We start from the raw sequence: 17821 nt of genomic DNA on the forward strand, positions 1-17821 counted from the left end.
GCCGGTCGGCGGGACCGTGCGCACGACGGTCCCGCCCAACGGTTTCGACGGCCCCTTGCCGGACTCGGGGGTCCTGAACTTCACACGCTCAGGGCGGACGAGGCTCAGTGCTCGCAGAGGGAGAATTCTCGTTCGTAGAGCTGATCGTTGTGTTCGTCGACGAAGAACTTGCGTTCCTGCATGAGTTGTTCGCGGTAGTTCTCAGCCTGTTCGAGCGTCATGGTCGAGGTCGCGGACCACGGTTGCTGCGGCGGCACATCGGATGTCGAGACGATCTTTTCCGACGGGTCGACCAGGAAGAACGCAAGGATTCTGCGGTGTCCGGGGCGAGTGGGGTCCACGAGGCGGAATGAACCGACGCGGTGTTGCAGGATGTTCGGGAACGCCAGGCAGCGACCCGCCGGCGTGGACGCCGATCCCAGCATCTGGTTGAGTGCGTCTTCGTCCTCCAGGCCGTAGACCTCACGCAGACCGTTGTCGTCGTTCTGTTCGTAGCTCGGGTCGTCGAGTGCCGCCCGGAAACTCAGCCGGCTCTCGGTGATGTTCTCGCTGTCCCAGTAGTAGATGCCGGTCGAGACGATCCGCTCGTTCAGCATCCCCTCGACATGCCAGGAACCGCCGGGGTATTCGGGCTTGTCCGGGGTGAGGTGAATAGTGGCGAGCTTGGCGATGACCTGGAGACTGCGGCCGCGCAGGTCGACCCGGGCGGATTCATCGGGCAACGCGGGCGGGGTGAAGGCCGGGGCGTCCGGGATGACCGGGCGGCGGTTTTCCCACCAGTCGTCCTGGGCCGCTTCCCATGCACGGAGGGCTTCCGCGTAGGCCTCGTCATCGCTGTAGGAAGCCTTGTCCGGATACTCAGGTTCCGAGTCGTACCACCCGTACGGATCGGCGTCGATCCGCAGGGGCCTCGGGTGGCGCAGATCGGTGAGCACGTTCTCCAGCAGCGGGCGCATGCGCGCGAGCAAGTCCGGCAGCACGGAGGCCAGTTCGTGATGAGCCTCGGGGTGGACGTTGTTGACGTACGAACGGAAGGTGACATCGCCGTCGTCACTGACGTCGACGTCCGTGGGCAGCCACTGGAACCTCTCCGAGAACTCGTACTTCGAGTAGCGGTCCGTCGGGTTCCGCCAAGCCCGCTCGGGCGCGCCGCTCACCTCTCTCACCAGGCAGAACAGTGAGGGATGAACCAGATCCAGTACCTGGCCGTCGGATCCGGGGTGCCAGTCCTGTTCTGCCTCGGGGACCTGTTCCAGAACCCGGACCGCCTCGCGCAGCCGGGATCCGAGCCGGTCGTCGACCAGTGTGTCCGACTGCCACACCCCGTCGACGGCGGATACCTCGATGCCGGTTCGTCCGTCCCGCAACGAGGCGTAGTGCACGAGTTCGGCGAGCACGTATCGAACCTGTGCTTCGGTGAGGCCCTGGGCGACCGCTTCCTGCGTCCACCTGGCGACGATGTCGGCATCGTTCATCTTGTCGAACCACGCCGGCTTCGCCCGAATGTGTGCGCTGCACTGCATCATCTGGAGTTCCCGCAGCGTTCGGGGCGCCGCGAACGATATGGAACGGGAAGCATGAAAGGGCAGCGGGAAAGCAGACAGGCCGGTCAATTCTCGTGGTCCCTACAGTCGGTGTGCGGTGGCGGGAAGGATAGCTCGGCAGACTGACACCGCAGCCGTGAGCTCTGTCTTCAGCTTGATCGGGACGTACCCCTCGGCCACGCAGGGTTCGAGTGCGCGGTCGTGCGACCGAGCCGGGATCACCACAACGACCCCGGACGCACGAAAGGCCGCCCTCTCATGGATGAGAGAACGACCTCCGACCTGCGTTTCCGCACAGTCGGGACGACAGGATTTGAACCTGCGACCCCTTGACCCCCAGTCAAGTGCGCTACCAAGCTGCGCCACGTCCCGATGCCCGCCTGACCTGGGGTTTCCCCCTGGCTGAACGCGCATGAGAACAATACCGCACTCGGGCGGGTGGTCACGAACGCCTTTACCGCTTGACCTCAACCGCGCTTGATGTTCAACGCTGGTCCCATGACGAACACCACCGCCGCACCGGCGCGCGACCATCGTGACATGTACCGCCTGATGAGCCTGATGACCGGGGCAGAGAAGCACGGCCCTGCGGCGACCTCCACCCTCGACGTCCTCTGGGTGCTGTACGACCGGGTACTGCGGGTGACGCCGGACACCGTCGACGCGCCCGACCGCGACCGGTTCCTGCTGTCCAAGGGGCACGGGCCGATGGCCTACTACGCGGTGCTGGCCGCGCACGGGTTCTTCGGCGAGGAGCTGCTGCCGGGGTTCGGGTCGTACGGATCGCCGCTCGGGCACCATCCGGACCGGATGCTGGTGCCGGGGGCCGAGATCGGCAGCGGGTCGCTGGGGCACGGGTTGCCGCTGGCCGTGGGGAGTGTGCTCGGGCTTCGGGCGCAGGGGCTCACCGACCCCCGGGTGTGGGTGCTGGTCGGCGATGCCGAGCTGGACGAGGGCAGTAATCACGAGGCGCTCGCCTACGCGGGCCCGGCCGGGCTGGAGCAGCTGCACACCGTGGTGATCGACAACGCTTCGGCCTCGTACGCCCGGCCGGGCGGGATCGCGGCCCGGTTCGAGGCGGCGGGCTGGTCGGTCGCCTCCGTCGACGGGCGGGACCACGAGGCGCTGTACGCGGCCTTCACCGCGCCGCACCCCGGGCGGCCCCGGGCCGTGGTCGCGCACGTCGACCCCAAGCCCTGATCGCACCGGGCGAACGGCCGAATCCACCGCACACAGCACGAGAGGGACACTTCAGATGGACACGATGCGTGACCGCTTCATCACCACCACGTCGCAGCTGCTGGACGAGGACCCGCGCCTCGCCCTGGTCCTGGCCGAGATCAGCCGGGACGGCTTCGGCCCCGCCGCACGGGCCCATCCGGACCGGGTCGTCAATGTGGGAATCAGGGAGCAGCTGCTGATCGGGGCGGGTGCCGGGATGGCGCTCACCGGGCTGCGGCCGATCGTGCACACCTTCGCCAGCTTTCTGGTGGAGCGGCCGTTCGAGCAGGTGAAGCTGGACTTCGGCCACCAGGGAGTGGGCGGGGTGCTGGTGAGCGCCGGAGGCTCGTACGACTGGCCCGCCGGTGGGTTCACCCATATGTCGCCGGGCGATGTCGCGCTGCTGGACACACTCGACGGCTGGACGGTCCATGTGCCGGGCCACCCGGACGAGGCCGAGGAGCTGCTGCGGCAGGCCGCGGCCGGGGACGGCCGGGTGTACGTACGGCTGTCGCTGCAGTCCAACGAGCGGGCGCGGCCGGTCGGCGCGGGGGCCGGGTTCACCGCGGTGCGGGAGGGGACGGACGGGGTGGTGATCGCGGTCGGGCCGATGCTCGACAACGTGCTCGCCGCGACCGAGGGGCTCGACGTGACGGTGCTGTACGCGACGACGGTGCGTCCGTTCGACGCGGCCGGGCTGCGGCGGGCGGTGGGTGATCACCGGGCCGCCGATGTGGTGATCGTCGAGCCGTATCTGGCGGGCACCTCGACCGCTGCCGCCAATGACGCGCTCGCCGAGCTGCCGCACCGCGTGCTGGGGCTGGGTGTGGGGCGGGCCGAGCTGCGCAAGTACGGGGAGATGGACGAGCACCTCGCCGCGCACGGGCTGGACGCGCGGGGGCTGCGGGAGCGGATCGGCGGATTCCTCCGCCGCTGATCCGGGCGGAGCGGGCCAGAGCGGGGCGGGCGGCGACGTGGTGGTGCGGGGGAGCACGGCGACGCCGCCGGTGGTGGTGTGACCGGCGGCGTCGTTGTGCTGTGGTGTGGTGGTTGTGCTTCGGCTGCGTGTCGCCGGGCGGGCCGGCGGCGCGGAGGAGCCGCTACGGGTGGACGAGCACCTGGGACAGTGCCACGCGGCCGGTGCCGGACGTCACGATCCGCACCGTGCGGGTACGGCTGTCCAGGTCCAGGACCGTCGGGCGCAGCGCCTTCCCGCTGACGTGGATCGTTCCGTCGTCAGTGACCACGTCGAAGTCGGCGGTCGTCGAGGAGGAGTTGTTCCAGATCTCGATCTGGCGGATCCGCCGCTCGGTGCCCAGGTCGACCTGCCACCAGGCGCCCGCCTCGGACAGGGTGCGGGTGTCCGTGTTGGTGTCGCCGTCCAGGGCGAGTGCCGCGTCCGCCGTGCCCTCGGTGGAGGACTGGGTGGCGGTGCCGGTGCGGGCCAGGTCGGTGCGCAGCTGCTCGACGGGGCCGCCGTGGGCGCCTGCCCGGCTCGCGACGGCGAGGGCCTCGGCCGGCAGCCGGTCCAGGCCGGTGAGGTTGTCCGTCATGACCGAGCCCTTGCCGCCGAGTGCGGGCGCGGCGGTGTCGGTCCAGTTGCCCCGGGCGGTGTTCTCGATGCCGTAGTCCGCCCAGTTGGAGACCCACTTGTACCCGATCCGGGTGATGACATTGCGTTCGACGCGGATGTGCGAGGACTGCTCGTCGAGGTAGATGCCGTTGCCGTCGCGCTCGGTGTTGCCGAAGGCGGAGCGGTTGATGTAGTTGCCGGACAGGACCGTGCCCGGCTGGGCGCCCTGGGTGTAGATGGCCCCGCCGTCGTGCTGCTCCCGGGCGACCTCCATGACGTCGGTGATCCGGTTGCCGGTCACCTTGTTGTCGCGCAGGACGGACTTCTGGGACTCGGGCTGGTTCCAGCCCCAGCCGACCGAGATCCCGGAGTACGGGAGGTGGTCCAGGCTGTTGTGGTCGATGGTCAGCCCGGCCTCGTACCCGGCCCAGATGCCCACCGAGTCGGTGTACTCGACTCCGGAGCGGGTGATGGTGTTGTACGCGACGGTGTTCCGCTCCCCCGCGAGCGCCGCCGACGGCATCGGCTCGGTGTCGCCCACGTAGACGGCGCCCGAGGACAGGTCGGTGAAGGACGAGCGGGTCACGGAGCTGTCCTTGGTGCCCGCTTCGAGGATCGCGCCCGCTCCGCCGAGCCGGGTGAACCGGCCGTTCTCGATGCTGATGTGCCGGCCGCCGCGGACGGTCACCGCCGCGGAGGGCTTGGTGTAGAAGCGGCCCGCGTGGTCGACGGGGCCGGTGGCTCCGGTCAGGGTGAGACCGGCCTGCATTCCCGCGTAGCCCTCGTCGGTGCCCGGCTGACGGTACGCCGCGTACGCGAAGCCGATCCCGCTGACGGTGACGTCATGGGCGCCGTCGACGACGAGCAGTTGTTCGGTGTGCGGGGTGACGGTCTGTGCGCGGCGCATGTTCTCGCCCTTGCGCGGCAGGTAGGTGACGGTGCGGTCCTTCGAGTTCCAGACGAACTCGCCCGGCTGGTCGAGGAGTTCGGGGGCGTTCTCGAAGAAGGCGACGCCGCTGTAGCGGGTGGAGTCGACCGTGGTGGAGTCCCAGGCGGGGCCGGTGCGATCGGTACCGCTCGCCGAGTTGGTCCAGCAGGGCTGGGCGAAGGTCATGACATCGCCGTTCACTGCCGTGATCCGGCAGTGGTAGTTGCGCCAGCGGACCCGGATGACGGCTTCGGCGTCGGTGGGGCGCTGCCACTTGGCGATGCCCGTCGCGACCGCGCCGGTCATGCCGGTCCTCGTGGCGTCGCAGGTGCTCGCCGCGCAGGCCTCACCGCGGGCGGGGGTGGCGCGCCTGCCGTCGACGAAGAGCTGGCGGGGGGTGACGCCGGCCGGGACCCCGGCGGTCCAGGTGCCGTCGGCGTTCTGCCGCCAGCCGGTGATGTCCCGTCCGCCGGAGAGGACGGGGCGGGTGCCGGGGGCCGCGCTCCAGGTGACGGTGCGGCCGTCCTTCCCGGAGTCGGCGGCGCCGAGCCTGAGCGGTTCGTCGAGCTTGTACGTGCCGTTCTTCAGCAGGACCCGGACGTCGCGCCCGCTCTCGGTGCGGGCGCGGTCGCGGGCGCCCTCGGGGGTGCAGGGGCGGGCGACCGTACAGGAGTTTCCGTGTCCGTCCGGGGCCGCGTACAGGGTGCGGGCGCCCGGTGCGGCCTGGGCGGTGGGGGCGACGAGAAGTGCGGCCAGGAAGGCGGCGGTGGCGGCAGCGGCGGTTCCTCGTACGGTGTTCAGGGGGCGGCGGTTCACGCGGAGGCCTTCCAGTCGGGGTGGCCGGGCATGGGCGGGTTCACGGCTCCGAAGAGCCAGTCGCGCAGGAACGGGTCGAGGGAGGAGTCGCGGGCGACGTCGACGGTGTGCCGGATGAACGCCTCGCTGGTGTAGGTGGAGTCCTTGAAGCGCTTCACCCACTCGCGCATGACCTTGTCGAACTTCCGCTGACCGATCCGGAGGCTGAGGGCGTACAGGACCAGGGCGCCGCCGTCGTAGATGTTGGTGCCGCCGAGCGCCTTGGGCAGTCCGGGCGGGCCGTCGGCGGCGCGGACCGCGTCGAGCTTCTCGTACGTCGCCTTCATCTTGTCCTCAAGGACCGACCAGCCGCGCTCCTCGCCGTACAGGCCGGCGTAGTACACGGCGGGGCCCTCGTTGAGCCAGGCCTGTTGCCAGTCGTTGGGGGTGACGGAGTCGCCGAACCACTGGTGGACCAGTTCGTGGACCATGGTGGTCTCGTAGCCCGGCTGTCCGTTGGCGTTGAGCTTGAACCAGTTGGTGGAGAACAGGGAGAGGGTCTGGTTCTCCAGGGCGTCGGTGTAGCCGTCGTAGATGTGGACGCCGTAGACGGAGAACGGGTAGCGGCCGAACTTCGCCTCCAGCCAGGCCAGATGGTCCGCGGTACGGGCGGCGATCGGACCGTACTTGTCCTCCTGGCCCTGCGGGACGATGTGGCGCAGGGGAAGTCCGCGATGGCTGGTGCCGTACAGGTAGGTGCCCTTGACGACGGCGATGCCGATGAGTTCGGTCGCCATGCGCTCGCGGAGGGCGAAGTGCCAGACGGTGGAGCCGTCGGCGCGCGGGGTCTTGTGGAGGAGTTCACCGTTGGCGGCGGCGACATAGCCCTGTGGTGCGCTGATGTGGAAGGTCCACGTCGCCTTGTCGGACGGGGTGTCGTTGCAGGGCAGGAAGGTGTCGGCGCGGGAGGACTGGGCGGCGGATGCGAAGCCGCCGTCAGTGCCGAACTTCCAGCCGGTCAGGCCGAGTCTGGGCGCTTTGCCGTTGCCCCGGTAGCGGATTTCGGTGGTGAACGCCTGTCCGTTGTGGAGCGGGCGGGCGGGGGTGACGGTGAACTCCTGGCCGCTCTTGCCGGGTGCGAGCACCCAGGTGGCGGGGCGGCCGGCGACGGTGACGGAGTCGATGGTGTGTCCGTCGGTGTCCAGGTTGAACGCGGAGAGGTCCTGGGTGGCCTTGGCGTTGATCCGCACCACGGCGGTGAAGTCGTAGGTGACCGGGGTGAAGTCGAAGGTCAGGTCGTAGTGGACGACCTGGTATCCGCCGTTGCCGAGGGTCGGGAAGAGCGGGTCGCCGACGCCGTCCGAGCCTGGCTTCGGGTCGAAGCCGTGCGGCTGTGCGATGGCGGTCGAACCGAGTGCGGGTACGGCGACGGCCGCGGCCACCGCCGCGCCGCCGAGCTTCAGGGCCGACCGTCGGGTCGTCACTTCTTCCCCTTCTGGAAGGCTTCCTCGAACTCGCCGCGGGCCTGCTCGCCGCCCTTGGCCAGGTAGTCCTTGACGAGCTGGTCGTAGGCGGACATGGGCTTGCGGCCGGAGATGATGTCCTTCAGCGCGTCCCCCTTCAGCGTGTTGAGGCTGCCGGAGCCCTTGGAGTCCCAGGTGGGCGAGGAGTACTGGAGCGTCGGGTCCGGCTCCATCATCGGGATCATCCTGGTGAAGGTGTCGTGCACGTGGCGGACGCCCTGCTCGGAGTCGGCGCTGAAGACGGCCGGGACGGCGGAGGCCATGAACTTCCAGGGCACGGTGACGTCCTGGGTGCCCTGCTTGGTGAGCGCCGGGTTGCCCTTGGCGTCGCGGGTGAAGTCCTTGCCCTCGACCCCGTAGTTGATGAGGGTGTACTCCTGGCTGCCGAACGGGGACGCGGCGAAGTCGGCGAGGGCCAGGATCTCCTTGACGCGGTCCCCGGACGCCTTCTTGATGTGGGTGTTCTGGAGCGAGATGTTGTCCATCCAGGCGACGGCGTCCTTGCCGACCGGCACGAACGGGCGCGGGTCGTACTTCTTGTCGATCGCCTTCATCGCGGCGATGTATCCGACACCGGGCGCCAGGTAGGTGGGCATCCCGTCGTAGACGTAGGCGCCCTTGCCGTTCTTGAACATGTCCGTGTACTGGGCCTTCTGCGCCCCGGACATCTGGAGGGTGCCCGGGTAGTAACAGCCGGCCTTGTACAGCAGCCGGGCGGTCTCCACCGCCTTGCGGTACTCCGGGGTCTCCAGGTCGGTGGTGAACTTGCCGGTCTTCTCGTCCAGACGCCAGAAGTTGGGCGCGCCCGCGGACATGGCGAGCATGCTGGTGGCGCCCGCGATGATGGCGTACTGGTCCTTCTTGGGCCGGGTCAGCTCCTTGCAGACCTCGACGAACCGGTCGAGGTCGGTGATCTGGTCGAGGCTGCTGACGCCGACCTCCTCGAACAGGTCGTGCCGGTACACGCCGGCGCCGCCGGTGCCGGTGCGGGCGATCGGGATGCCGTAGAGCTTCCCGCCGAAGATGGCGGACTGCCAGGCGCCCTTCGGGATCGCGGCCAGGTTCGGGTAGTCCTTGACCTTGTCACCGGCGAGGTACGGGGTCAGGTCGGCGCACTTGGCCTGGAGGAAGGCCGCCTTGTTGTCCACGCCGCCCACCTCCGGGTACATGAAGAGGTCCGGCAGGCTGTCGCTGGCGACCATGGTGGAGAACTTGGTGCCGTAGTCGTCGGCGGGGACCGCGGTGATGTTCACCTGACCGCCGAGGAGCTTCTCGATCTCCTGCCAGGCGGCGTTCTTGCCGCGCGCGGGCGGCGGCGGGGAGAAGGTCTCCATCGTCGCGCTGATCGGCTTCGCCCCCTTGAGCGGGGTGCTTTTCGTGGCGCGCAGCGGCTTGGCCGGGTAGCTGAAGAAGCCCTGCGGAACACCGGCCGCGGTGCCCGCCAGGTCGGGGTTGAGGCCGATGTTGCGGACCGCGGTCTCCGGGAGCAGCGAGGCGCTCTTGGCCTCCGCCTTCGCGGTCGTGCCGCCGTCGCCGCAGGCGGCGAGCAGCGGGGCGGCGGCCAGTCCCAGACCGACGCCCGCACCCATGCGGAACAGTGCTCTGCGATTGATGGGGGTGGAGCTCGACACCTGAATCTCCTTGGGAGAGGGGAAGGAAGGAGTGGGGGGCGGTGTGGCGGTGGCCGTGCTCAGCCCTTGACGGCGCCTGTGAGCACGCCCTTGGTGAAGTAGCGCTGGAGGAACGGGTAGACGCAGAGGATCGGTACGACGGCGATCACCAGGACCGCCATCTGCACGGCCTGCTGCGGGGCGAGCACCTCGCCCGCCGAGGCGGCGTTCAGGCTCTGGCCCTGGAGCACGTAGGTGCGCAGCACCATCGGCAACGGCCACTTGTCGGAGTCGTTGAGGTACAGGAGCGAGTTGAAGAAGGCGTTCCAGTACGTCACCGCGTAGAAGAGGCTGATCACGGCGAGGACCGCCTTGGACAGCGGCAGCACGATCCGCACCAGGATGCGGAAGTCGCCGGCCCCGTCGACCTTCGCGGCGTCGTACAGCTCGTCCGGCAGGTTCATGAAGAAGGACCGCAGGACGACCAGGTTGAACGCGCTGACCAGGGTGGGCATGACGAGCGCCGCGTAGGTGTCGTACAGGCCCAGGCCCTTGACCAGCAGGAAGTTCGGGATGATGCCCGCGTTGAAGAGCATCGTGAACAGGGCCGTCATCAGGATGAAGCGGGAGCCGGTGACGTCGCGGCGGGAGAGACCGTACGCCATGCCCACGGTGACCAGGAGGCTGGCGAGGGTGCCGAGGACCGTGATGCCGACGGAGACGATCAGCGCGCGGGTGACGACTCCGCCGGTGAAGATGGTGCGGTAGGCGTCCAGGGTGGGGTGGTCGGGCCACAGGACGAGGCCGGAGCTCTTGATGATGTCGGTCTGCGAGGCGAAGCTCGTACCGATGACGCCGACCAGTGGGTAGGCGACGGCGAGGACGACCACGACGACGGCTATCGCCTTGGCGGTCTGTCCGATGCGGGTCGGCCGTTCCATCCACGGGGGCCGGCCGTCCGACTTCCGTGCGGGAGCGGGCGGGGGCGCCGGTGCGGTGGATTCCGTAGTGGCGCGCGTCTTCTCAGCGGTCAGCACCGCGGTACACCCCTTCGTGGCCGAGTCGGTGGGCGAACTTGTTCGCGCCCAGGACGAGTGCGGTGCCGATGACCGCCTTGACGAGTCCGACGGCGGCGGCGACGCCCCAGTCGTTGTCCTTGATGCCGTGGTAGTAGACGTAGGTGTCGAGGACCTCACCGGCGTCCGGACCGACCGCGTCGCGCTGGAGCAGGATCTGCTCGAAGCCGACGGAGAGGATCTGTCCGAGGTTGAGGATCAGCAGCAGGATGAGTACGGGGGCGATGCCCGGCAGGGTCACGTGCCACAGGCGGCGTCGTGGTCCGGCGCCGTCGATGGCGGCGGCCTCGTACTGCTGCTTGTCGATGTTCAGCAGCGCGGCGAGGATGATGATCGTGCCCCAGCCGGCGTCCTTCCAGGCCACCTGGAGGGTCAGCAGCCAGGGGAAGGCGTCGGGGTCGCTCATCATGTCGTAGCGCGGCAGTCCCATTCCCCCGAGGACGTCGGGCAGGAGCCCGGCACCACCCAGGATCTGCTGGAAGATCGAGACGATGATGACCCAGCCGATGAAGTGCGGCAGATAGACGACGCTCTGCACGAACCGTCTGATCCGGTCGCTGGCGATGCTGTTGAGCAGCAGGGCCAGGGCGATCGGGATCGGGAAGAAGAACACCAGCTGGACGAGGGCGATCTCCAGGGTGTTGAACGTCGCGGACCAGAAGGCCGGCTCACCGAACGCCGCGGAGAAGTTGGCGAACCCCACCCAGACGCTGTGCATGTAGCCGAGGTACGGCTGGTAGTCCTGGAACGCCACCACGTAGCCGAGCAGCGGTACGTAGTGGAATACGACGAAGTACAGCAGTCCGGGCAGGGTGAGCAGCAGCATCACCCGGTCCCGCTTGATCCGCTGCCAGAGGCTCAGCCGGTGCTGTGCGTCGACGGCCCCGGCAGCGGGCGGGGAGGGTGTTTCAGCCTTCTGCCGCCGCTTCTCCCGCGGCAACGGGGGTGCTGTTTCAGCCATGGTGCGTCCTGTTCGGCTGGGTGGCGCGTGGTGGGCCTTCTGGGGCCGCAAGTTAGTAAGCGGTTAACCCAAGCGTCAAGAGATCCGGGCAAAAGTCGTTGAGTCGCGATGTCCCGGCGGCCGAATCCAGCACCTCGAAACCATAAATATGGTACGGAATTGGACAGTTGAAGCGGATGAGAGCTTGACGGTCGGCCATGACGCTCCCTAGCGTGCCGGTCATCCCATAGAACGCGATTACTGTCCGGAGGCAGGGTGCGAACCACCGAAGAGGCACCGGCACATTCCGGTAGCGATGCCGCGACACCGTCCCCGCGACGGCCGCGCACGCTTCTGGTCATGAGCCCCGGGCTGCTCGACGATGTTTTTCCGCCGCCGGTCCGGGCCCGCCTGGAGGAGACCGCCGACCTGCGGAACCCGTCCGTGATCAGCGAGTTCGACTCCCCGGAGGCCGCGGCGGCACTGAGCTCGGCGGAGGTACTGCTCACCGGCTGGGGCTGCCCGCCCGTCGATGCCGAACTGCTGGACCGGGCGCCCGCGCTGCGTGCCGTGATCCATGCGGCCGGCACGGTGAAAACGTTTCTGTCCCCGGTTGCGTTCGATCGCGGGATCGTCGTCTCGTCGGCCGCCGCCGCCAACGCGGTGCCGGTCGCCGAGTTCACCCTGGCGGCGATCATCATGGGTGCCAAGCGGGTGTTCCCGCTGGCCGGGCTCTTCCGCACCCGGCGTACCCACCGCACCGGCGCCGACCTCGACCGGCAGCACTGGCTCGGCACGCACGGGCTGACCATCGGTGTGGTCGGGGCCTCCCGGATCGGCCGCCGGGTCATCGAACTGCTCCGGGTTCTGGACGCGGAGGTGCTGCTCCACGACCCGTACGTCAGTGCCGCCGAGGCGGAGCTGCTCGGTGTCACCCCGACCGATCTCGACACCCTGGTGGCGACCAGCGACGTGGTGACCGTGCACGCCCCGGACACCGCGGAGACCCGCGGGATGATCGACGCCCGGCGGATCGGCCTGATGCGGCCCGGCACTCTGCTCGTCAACACCGCGCGCGGCCGGCTGGTGGACACCGAGGCGCTGACCGGGCACCTGGTCAGCGGGCGGCTGGACGCGGTCCTCGACGTGACGTCGCCCGAGCCGCTGCCGGACGGCCACCCCCTGTGGGACCTGCCCAACGTCTTCCTCACCCCGCATCTGGCGGGCGCCCAGGGCAACGAGGTGGGACGGCTGGGGGCGCTCGCGGTCGACGAGCTGGTCCGGTACGCGCACGGCACACCGTTCGACCACCCGGTGCACCGGGACGACCTGGGGAGGATCGCGTGAGGTCCGTCGCCCATGCGGGCGCAAGGCCCATTGCCTGCACTTTCGGCCGACCCGGCGGGCGTACGTGATGGGCGGCGCGACGGGGCGGCGCCTGCCCGGAGGGGCACTAGGCTCGGCGTCACACAACAGCCACCAGGGGGTGAGCCGGATGCGCCGGCAGAGCACAGCCGCGGACGGACAACGACGGGCGACGGTCACCGACGTCGCACGGCGCGCAGGCGTCTCGACGGCCACGGTCTCCCGCGTACTGAACCGCAACTACCCGGTCGCCGAGGCGACCCGGGAGCGGGTCGAGTCCGCGATGCGCGAGCTGGGCTATGTCGTCAACGCCCACGCCCGTGCCCTGGCCGGCGTCTCCAACCGCACCGTCGGGATCATCGTCAACGAGGTCATCGACCCGTTCTACGCCTACATCGCGCGCGGTGTGGAGCGGGAGGCGGCGCTCGGCGGACGGCTCTGCCTGGTCTGCTGCACCCAGGGCGACCCGCAGCGGGAGCTGGCCTTCATCGATCTGATGCACGAGCGCCGGGCGGACGCGGTGGTCGTGGTCGGCGGCTCCATCGCGGACCGCGGCTACACCACCGAGCTGGCCCGCAGGGCGCGCGAGCTGGACGCGGGCGGATCGAAGCTGGTGCTGTGCGGCAGGCCGCCTCTGGACGAGGAGGCCCCGACCGTCGCGGTCGAGTACGACAACGAGGGCGGCGCCTTCGCCATCACCGACCATCTGCTGATGCAGGGCCACGAACGGATCCTCTACCTCGGCGGCCCGCCCAAACTCTCCACCACCCGCGACCGGCTGGCCGGGCACCAGCGGGCGCTGCGGCTGCGCGGCATCGACCCGGACCCCGACCTGGTCCGTCCCGGCGCCTTCAGCCGCAACTTCGGCTACCGGAAGATGGCCGAAGTCCTGCGGGACAGGCCGGACTTCACCGCCGTCTTCGCGGCCAACGACATGGTGGCGGCGGGCGCGGCCCAGGCCCTGGAGGAGGCCGGGATCCGGGTGCCGAAGGACGTGTCCCTGGTGGGATACGACGACATCCCGGTGGCCCAGGAGCTGCGGCCGCGGCTGACCACCGTCCACGTCCCGCTGGAGGAGATGGGACGCCAGGCCGTACGGCTGGCCGTGAGCGGCGGGGACGAGGACGACTGGCGCGAACCCACCACGGGGGCGCTGCGGCTCGGAACCCACATCGTGGTACGCGATTCCGTTGCGCCGAGGGCCGGCCGCTCCACTCGGAAGTGACCGGTTACTTCCCACCTGTCCACAGTCGACCATAGTAAATCGCAGTAACTTCGTACCCCCTCTTGCCTCCGAATAGCAACCGCTTACATGCTGGCGCCGAGCAGCACCGTTCCGCACGCTTCCGCCCCTCACTCGTTCTCGCAGGGAGAGTTCCGCATGCGCATGCCCACAGACTCCGCCGGCTCCTCCACCGCCCCTTCCGCCGCCTCCTCCCCCGTCGGCCGGCGCTCAGTTCTCGCCGCGGCCGCCGGGGCCGGGGCGGCGATCGCGCTCGGCGCCGCCTCCGGAACTGCCCGGGCCGCCACCTCCGTAGCCTCCCAGGGACGCCCGGTCAAGCTGACCGTGACCGCCCGGCCCGCCGCCGAGGCCGAGCGGCTGCGGCTCGGACAGGCCCTGCGCGGCTCGGAGTTCCAGCCCACCGGCCTGTACGTACCGGCCGGCACGCCCCTCTCGCTCACCGTCCAGCCGCACGACGGTCTGCTGCCCACGCTCTGGATCGGCGCCTGGGACTACTACGGCGAGATCACCGAACCCCGCAGCCATCCGCTGACCGCCGGGGCGAACACGGTCACGGACCCGCACGGCGGCCCGGTCTACCTCACCCTGACCGGCCGCGGCGAGCGGGCCGGTGTGCTGGTCCGCTCCGGTGCCGTCCCCATGCCGGTCTTCACCCTGGGCCGTACCTCGGAGGCCGACTACCAGCGGCAGCTGGACACACTCACCGCATCGCCGTACGTCGAACTGCACGCGCCGCACACGATCATGACGCTCACTCGCGAGGGCGCGCTGCTGTACCGCGACGAGGACCACGCCGCGCTGCTCGGCCTGGTCGAGACGATCATCGACTCGCACGCCCGGATCAGCGGGCTGGACGGCTCGAAGCCGGTGCACCGGCGCAAGGCCGGGCCGTACCACTTCACCGAGGTCAGCAAGGTGCCCACCGGGGTCGGCGCCTACGCCACACACGGCTACAACGGCTTCCCGCGGGCCTACCTCGACCGGGCCACCACCGTGGAGGGGCTGCGCACCCGGGGCTGGGGGCTCTACCACGAACTCGGCCATCTCCACCAGCAGATGGCGTACAAGCCCGGTGGCCTGACCGAGGTCACGGTCAACATCTACTCGCTGGCCGCGCAGCGCACCCTGAAGCAGCCGTCCAACCTCCTCACCGTCGACCCGAAGACGGGGCTCACCTACTTCCAGTCGGCGCGGCAGAAGTTCGGCACGGCCGGTCTCACGTACGAGAAGTCCTTCGGCGCGTACGAGAAGCTCGTCCCGTTGCGTCAGCTGGAGCTGGCCTTCGGCGACGACTTCTGGCCCCGGATGCACAAGCTGGTCCGCGAGGAGAATCCGCAGTCCGACTACACCGAGAACGACAAGCGCTACCGGGCACTCGCGACCTACTCCAGCCGGGTCGCGGGCTACGACCTCACGGACTTCTTCGTGAACACCTGGGCGTTCCCGATCGACGCCACGGGCCGGGCCGAGCTGGCCGCGCTGAACCTTCCGAAGCCGCCCGTCGACCCGTCCGCACTGGACGACTGACCGCAGCGACAAGGGAGTTCACCGTGAACCTCAGCAGACGCACCCTGCTCGCGGCGACCGGCGCCACCGCCGTAACGGCCGCGACGACACTGATGACGACGGCAGGCACAGCGCACGCCTCACCCGTCGCGGACGCCTCCGCCGAAGACGGCACCACAGCCGCTCCCGCCGCCGGCTTCGACACACTGCTCCAGCGCGCCGAATCACTGCTCACCGGCGGTGGATTCGACCCGGCCGACCCCGACTTCACCGACGCCGTCGCGGCCCTGGACACCACGGCCGGGGACCTGTGGGACACCCTCGACCGCAGCGCCGGCCGCACCGCGCTCTGGCCGGACCTCGCACCGCTCACCGACCCGGGCAACTTCGGCCAGAGCTACACCCGGCTGCGTACCGTCGCGACCGCCTGGGCCACCGAGGGCACCGCTCTCGCCGGGAACGCCCAGGTGGCGGACGCCCTCGTCGCCGCGCTGCGCTTCACCCACGACACCGCATACAACCCGGCCAGGCGCGAGACCGGCAACTGGTGGTTCTGGGAGATCGGTGCCCCCCGTGCGCTGATGGACTGCTCCGTCGTCCTGCGCGGCCGGCTTCCCGCGGCCGACCTGGCGGACTATCTCGCGGTCGTCGACCGCTTCTGCCCGGACGCGGACCGCCGCACCAACTCCCCCACTCTCCCCGAGACCGGGGCGAACCGCACCGACAAGGCCGTCATCGTGGCGTTGCGCGGGCTGCTGGGACAGGACCCGGCCAAGCTCGTGTCGGCCCGCGACGCGCTCTCCGACGTACGCGACTCGGGCCGCAACAGCCTTTTCCGGTACACGAGTTCGGGGGACGGTTTCTACGAGGACGGCTCGTTCGTCCAGCACGATGTGGTGGCCTACACCGGTTCGTACGGCATCGTGCTGCTCAGTGGCACGGCGTATCTGCTGGCCCTGCTGGCGGGGTCCGAGTGGGCGGTGGCCGACCCGAAGGTGTCGGTGATGTACGACGCCGTGGAGCGGACCTTCGCACCGGTGATCTTCGACGGGCTGATGATGGACTCGGTGCGAGGCCGGGCGATCTCCCGGGAACGCGCCGGTGACCACCGCGACGGTGCGACGGCCCTGGCGGCGATCCTGCTGCTGGCGTCTGGAGCGCCCGCCGAGTACGCCACGCGCTGGCGGGCACTGGTCAAGGGCTGGCTGACCCGCAACCGCACCACCCCCTTCGAGGGTCTCGCGACGCTGCCCCAGCTCGCACTGGCCAAGGCCGTACTGGACGACCGGACCGTACCGGCCGGACCGCGCTCCACGGGCAGCCATGTCTTCGCGGACATGGACCGTGTCGTGCACCGCCGCCCCGGCTGGGCCTGCGCGCTGTCGCTCTCGTCGAAGCGGATCTCGGCGTACGAGGCAGGCAACGGCGAGAATCTGCACGGCTGGTACACCGGCGACGGCATGACGTATCTGTACGCCGACGACGACCTGGGGCAGTTCAACGACGGCTTCTGGCCGACCGTCGATCCGTACCGCCTGCCCGGCACCACGGTCGACACCCGGCAGCGGACCGATCTCGGCACGGGCGCCGGCACCTCCACCTACCGCCCGGCCAACACCGTCGCGGGCGGTGCCGTGCTGGACGGCCGGTACGGGGCCGCCGCGATGGAGGTGATCGGCGGCCAGGGCACCACCTTGCGGACCAGGAAGTCGTGGTTCCTGCTGGACAACGCGGTGATCGCGCTCGGCGCCGGCATCACGGCGAGCGACGGCCGTCCGGTCGAGACCATCGTCGAGAACCGCAGTCTGGGTACGGACGGACGGCACCGGCTGCTGGTCGACGGCGTCCGCCAGCCCGTCGAGCAGGGCTGGAGCGGCACGTTCGGCCGGGCCCGGTGGGCGCATGTCGAGGGAGTGGGCGGCTATGTGTTCCCCGGCGGAACCGCCCTGCACGCCCTGCGCGAGCAGCGCACCGGCACCTGGCGGGCCATCGACACAGGGGCGGACACGGGCGGCAGCACCGACCCCGTCACCCGCCGCTATCTGACGCTCTGGACGGACCACGGCGCCTCCCCCACCGACGCCCGCTACGCCTATGTGCTGCTGCCCGGCGCATCGGCCGCGGCGACCGCGGCCTGGTCGGCGTCCCGGCCGGTCCGGATCGTCGCCGACGACAGCACCGCACAGGCGGTGGAGGTGCACCGGGCGGGGCTGACCGCGGTGAACTTCTGGGGCGCCGGAACGGCCGCCGGGATCACCGCGTCCGGCCCGGCGTCGGTGCTGGTGCAGCGCCACGGCGCGCACATCCGGGTCGCGGTCGCCGACCCGGGCCGCACGCTCACCACCCTCTCGGTCGAACTGCCCTTCCGGGTGCGGGCGGTGGCGGCGGCCGATGACTCGGTGAGTCTCGTTCCCGGCCGCAGACCCGTGCTCACCGTCGCCGTCGGCGGCTCACGCGGCCACACCCACCGAGCCGAACTCGTTCCGTAACCCACCCC

The 17821-nt window shown here is 69.9% G+C and carries 12 protein-coding genes and 1 tRNA gene; 6 read left to right on the forward strand and 7 right to left on the reverse strand.

All coding sequences use genetic code 11. From position 1 onward, the window contains the following. Positions 1-104: 104 nt before the first annotated feature. The gene (locus EES42_RS25615) at positions 105-1613 is read right to left on the reverse strand and encodes a DUF4246 domain-containing protein (protein WP_124720596.1); all 1509 of its coding nucleotides are present in this window, start codon (positions 1611-1613) and stop codon (positions 105-107) included. Positions 1614-1842: 229 nt separating this feature from the next. Beyond that, positions 1843-1916, reverse strand: a tRNA-Pro gene (locus EES42_RS25620). Between the two features lie 126 nt (positions 1917-2042). On the opposite strand from EES42_RS25620, the gene EES42_RS25625 reads away from it, so the two are divergent. Both EES42_RS25625 and EES42_RS25630 read left to right on the forward strand, forming a co-directional pair. Further along, complete coding sequence (locus EES42_RS25625) at positions 2043-2744, forward strand: thiamine pyrophosphate-dependent enzyme (protein ID WP_124720597.1); 702 nt, start codon at positions 2043-2045, stop codon at positions 2742-2744. A 55-nt stretch (positions 2745-2799) separates the two neighbouring features. Then, positions 2800-3702 carry a transketolase family protein gene (locus tag EES42_RS25630; protein ID WP_124720598.1) on the forward strand — a complete coding sequence of 301 codons (903 nt, stop codon included), beginning with the start codon at positions 2800-2802 and terminating at the stop codon, positions 3700-3702. Between the two features lie 163 nt (positions 3703-3865). Here the strand turns inward: EES42_RS25630 and EES42_RS25635 are convergent, their stop codons facing one another. From EES42_RS25635 to EES42_RS25655, 5 genes are all read right to left on the reverse strand, one after another. After that, positions 3866-6082, reverse strand: coding sequence for a right-handed parallel beta-helix repeat-containing protein (locus EES42_RS25635; protein ID WP_124720599.1), 2217 nt, complete (start codon positions 6080-6082; stop codon positions 3866-3868). Continuing rightward, positions 6079-7545 (reverse strand): M1 family metallopeptidase, encoded by a 1467-nt coding sequence (locus EES42_RS25640; protein WP_124720600.1) that lies wholly within the window; start codon positions 7543-7545, stop codon positions 6079-6081. The genes EES42_RS25635 and EES42_RS25640 overlap by 4 nt, the downstream gene beginning before the upstream one ends. Next, positions 7542-9215, reverse strand: a complete 1674-nt coding sequence (locus tag EES42_RS25645; RefSeq protein WP_124720601.1) for an extracellular solute-binding protein — start codon at positions 9213-9215, stop codon at positions 7542-7544. Before EES42_RS25645 ends, EES42_RS25640 begins: the two co-directional genes overlap by 4 nt. A gap of 59 nt (positions 9216-9274) precedes the next feature. Next, the gene (locus EES42_RS25650) at positions 9275-10135 is read right to left on the reverse strand and encodes a carbohydrate ABC transporter permease (RefSeq protein WP_124720602.1); all 861 of its coding nucleotides are present in this window, start codon (positions 10133-10135) and stop codon (positions 9275-9277) included. Positions 10136-10217: 82 nt separating this feature from the next. Further along, positions 10218-11231 carry an ABC transporter permease gene (locus EES42_RS25655; protein WP_124720603.1) on the reverse strand — a complete coding sequence of 338 codons (1014 nt, stop codon included), beginning with the start codon at positions 11229-11231 and terminating at the stop codon, positions 10218-10220. 339 nt (positions 11232-11570) lie between these two features. Between EES42_RS25655 and EES42_RS25660 the strand changes: the two genes are divergently transcribed. The 4 genes from EES42_RS25660 (at position 11571) to EES42_RS25675 (ending at position 17813) form a co-directional block, all read left to right on the forward strand. After that, the gene (locus tag EES42_RS25660) at positions 11571-12557 is read left to right on the forward strand and encodes a hydroxyacid dehydrogenase (RefSeq protein ID WP_206433570.1); all 987 of its coding nucleotides are present in this window, start codon (positions 11571-11573) and stop codon (positions 12555-12557) included. Between the two features lie 148 nt (positions 12558-12705). Then, positions 12706-13800 carry a LacI family DNA-binding transcriptional regulator gene (locus tag EES42_RS25665; protein ID WP_124720605.1) on the forward strand — a complete coding sequence of 365 codons (1095 nt, stop codon included), beginning with the start codon at positions 12706-12708 and terminating at the stop codon, positions 13798-13800. A gap of 156 nt (positions 13801-13956) precedes the next feature. Then, positions 13957-15345, forward strand: coding sequence for a M60 family metallopeptidase (locus EES42_RS25670; RefSeq protein ID WP_124720606.1), 1389 nt, complete (start codon positions 13957-13959; stop codon positions 15343-15345). Positions 15346-15368: 23 nt separating this feature from the next. Further along, the gene (locus EES42_RS25675; RefSeq protein ID WP_241196583.1) at positions 15369-17813 is read left to right on the forward strand and encodes a polysaccharide lyase 8 family protein; all 2445 of its coding nucleotides are present in this window, start codon (positions 15369-15371) and stop codon (positions 17811-17813) included. Positions 17814-17821 lie beyond the last annotated feature (8 nt).

The organism is Streptomyces sp. ADI95-17 (assembly GCF_003846175.1).
GTDB classification, from domain to species: domain Bacteria; phylum Actinomycetota; class Actinomycetes; order Streptomycetales; family Streptomycetaceae; genus Streptomyces; species Streptomyces sanglieri.

Coding starts and splice junctions, on each gene's coding strand:
- EES42_RS25665 (WP_124720605.1), top strand. CDS start 12,706: ATGCGCCGGCAGAGCACAGCCGCGGACGGACAACGACGGGCGACGGTC.
- EES42_RS25630 (WP_124720598.1), top strand. CDS start 2,800: ATGGACACGATGCGTGACCGCTTCATCACCACCACGTCGCAGCTGCTG.
- EES42_RS25625 (WP_124720597.1), top strand. CDS start 2,043: ATGACGAACACCACCGCCGCACCGGCGCGCGACCATCGTGACATGTAC.
- EES42_RS25660 (WP_206433570.1), top strand. CDS start 11,571: ATGAGCCCCGGGCTGCTCGACGATGTTTTTCCGCCGCCGGTCCGGGCC.
- EES42_RS25650 (WP_124720602.1), bottom strand. CDS start 10,135: ATGGAACGGCCGACCCGCATCGGACAGACCGCCAAGGCGATAGCCGTC.
- EES42_RS25670 (WP_124720606.1), top strand. CDS start 13,957: ATGCGCATGCCCACAGACTCCGCCGGCTCCTCCACCGCCCCTTCCGCC.
- EES42_RS25655 (WP_124720603.1), bottom strand. CDS start 11,231: ATGGCTGAAACAGCACCCCCGTTGCCGCGGGAGAAGCGGCGGCAGAAG.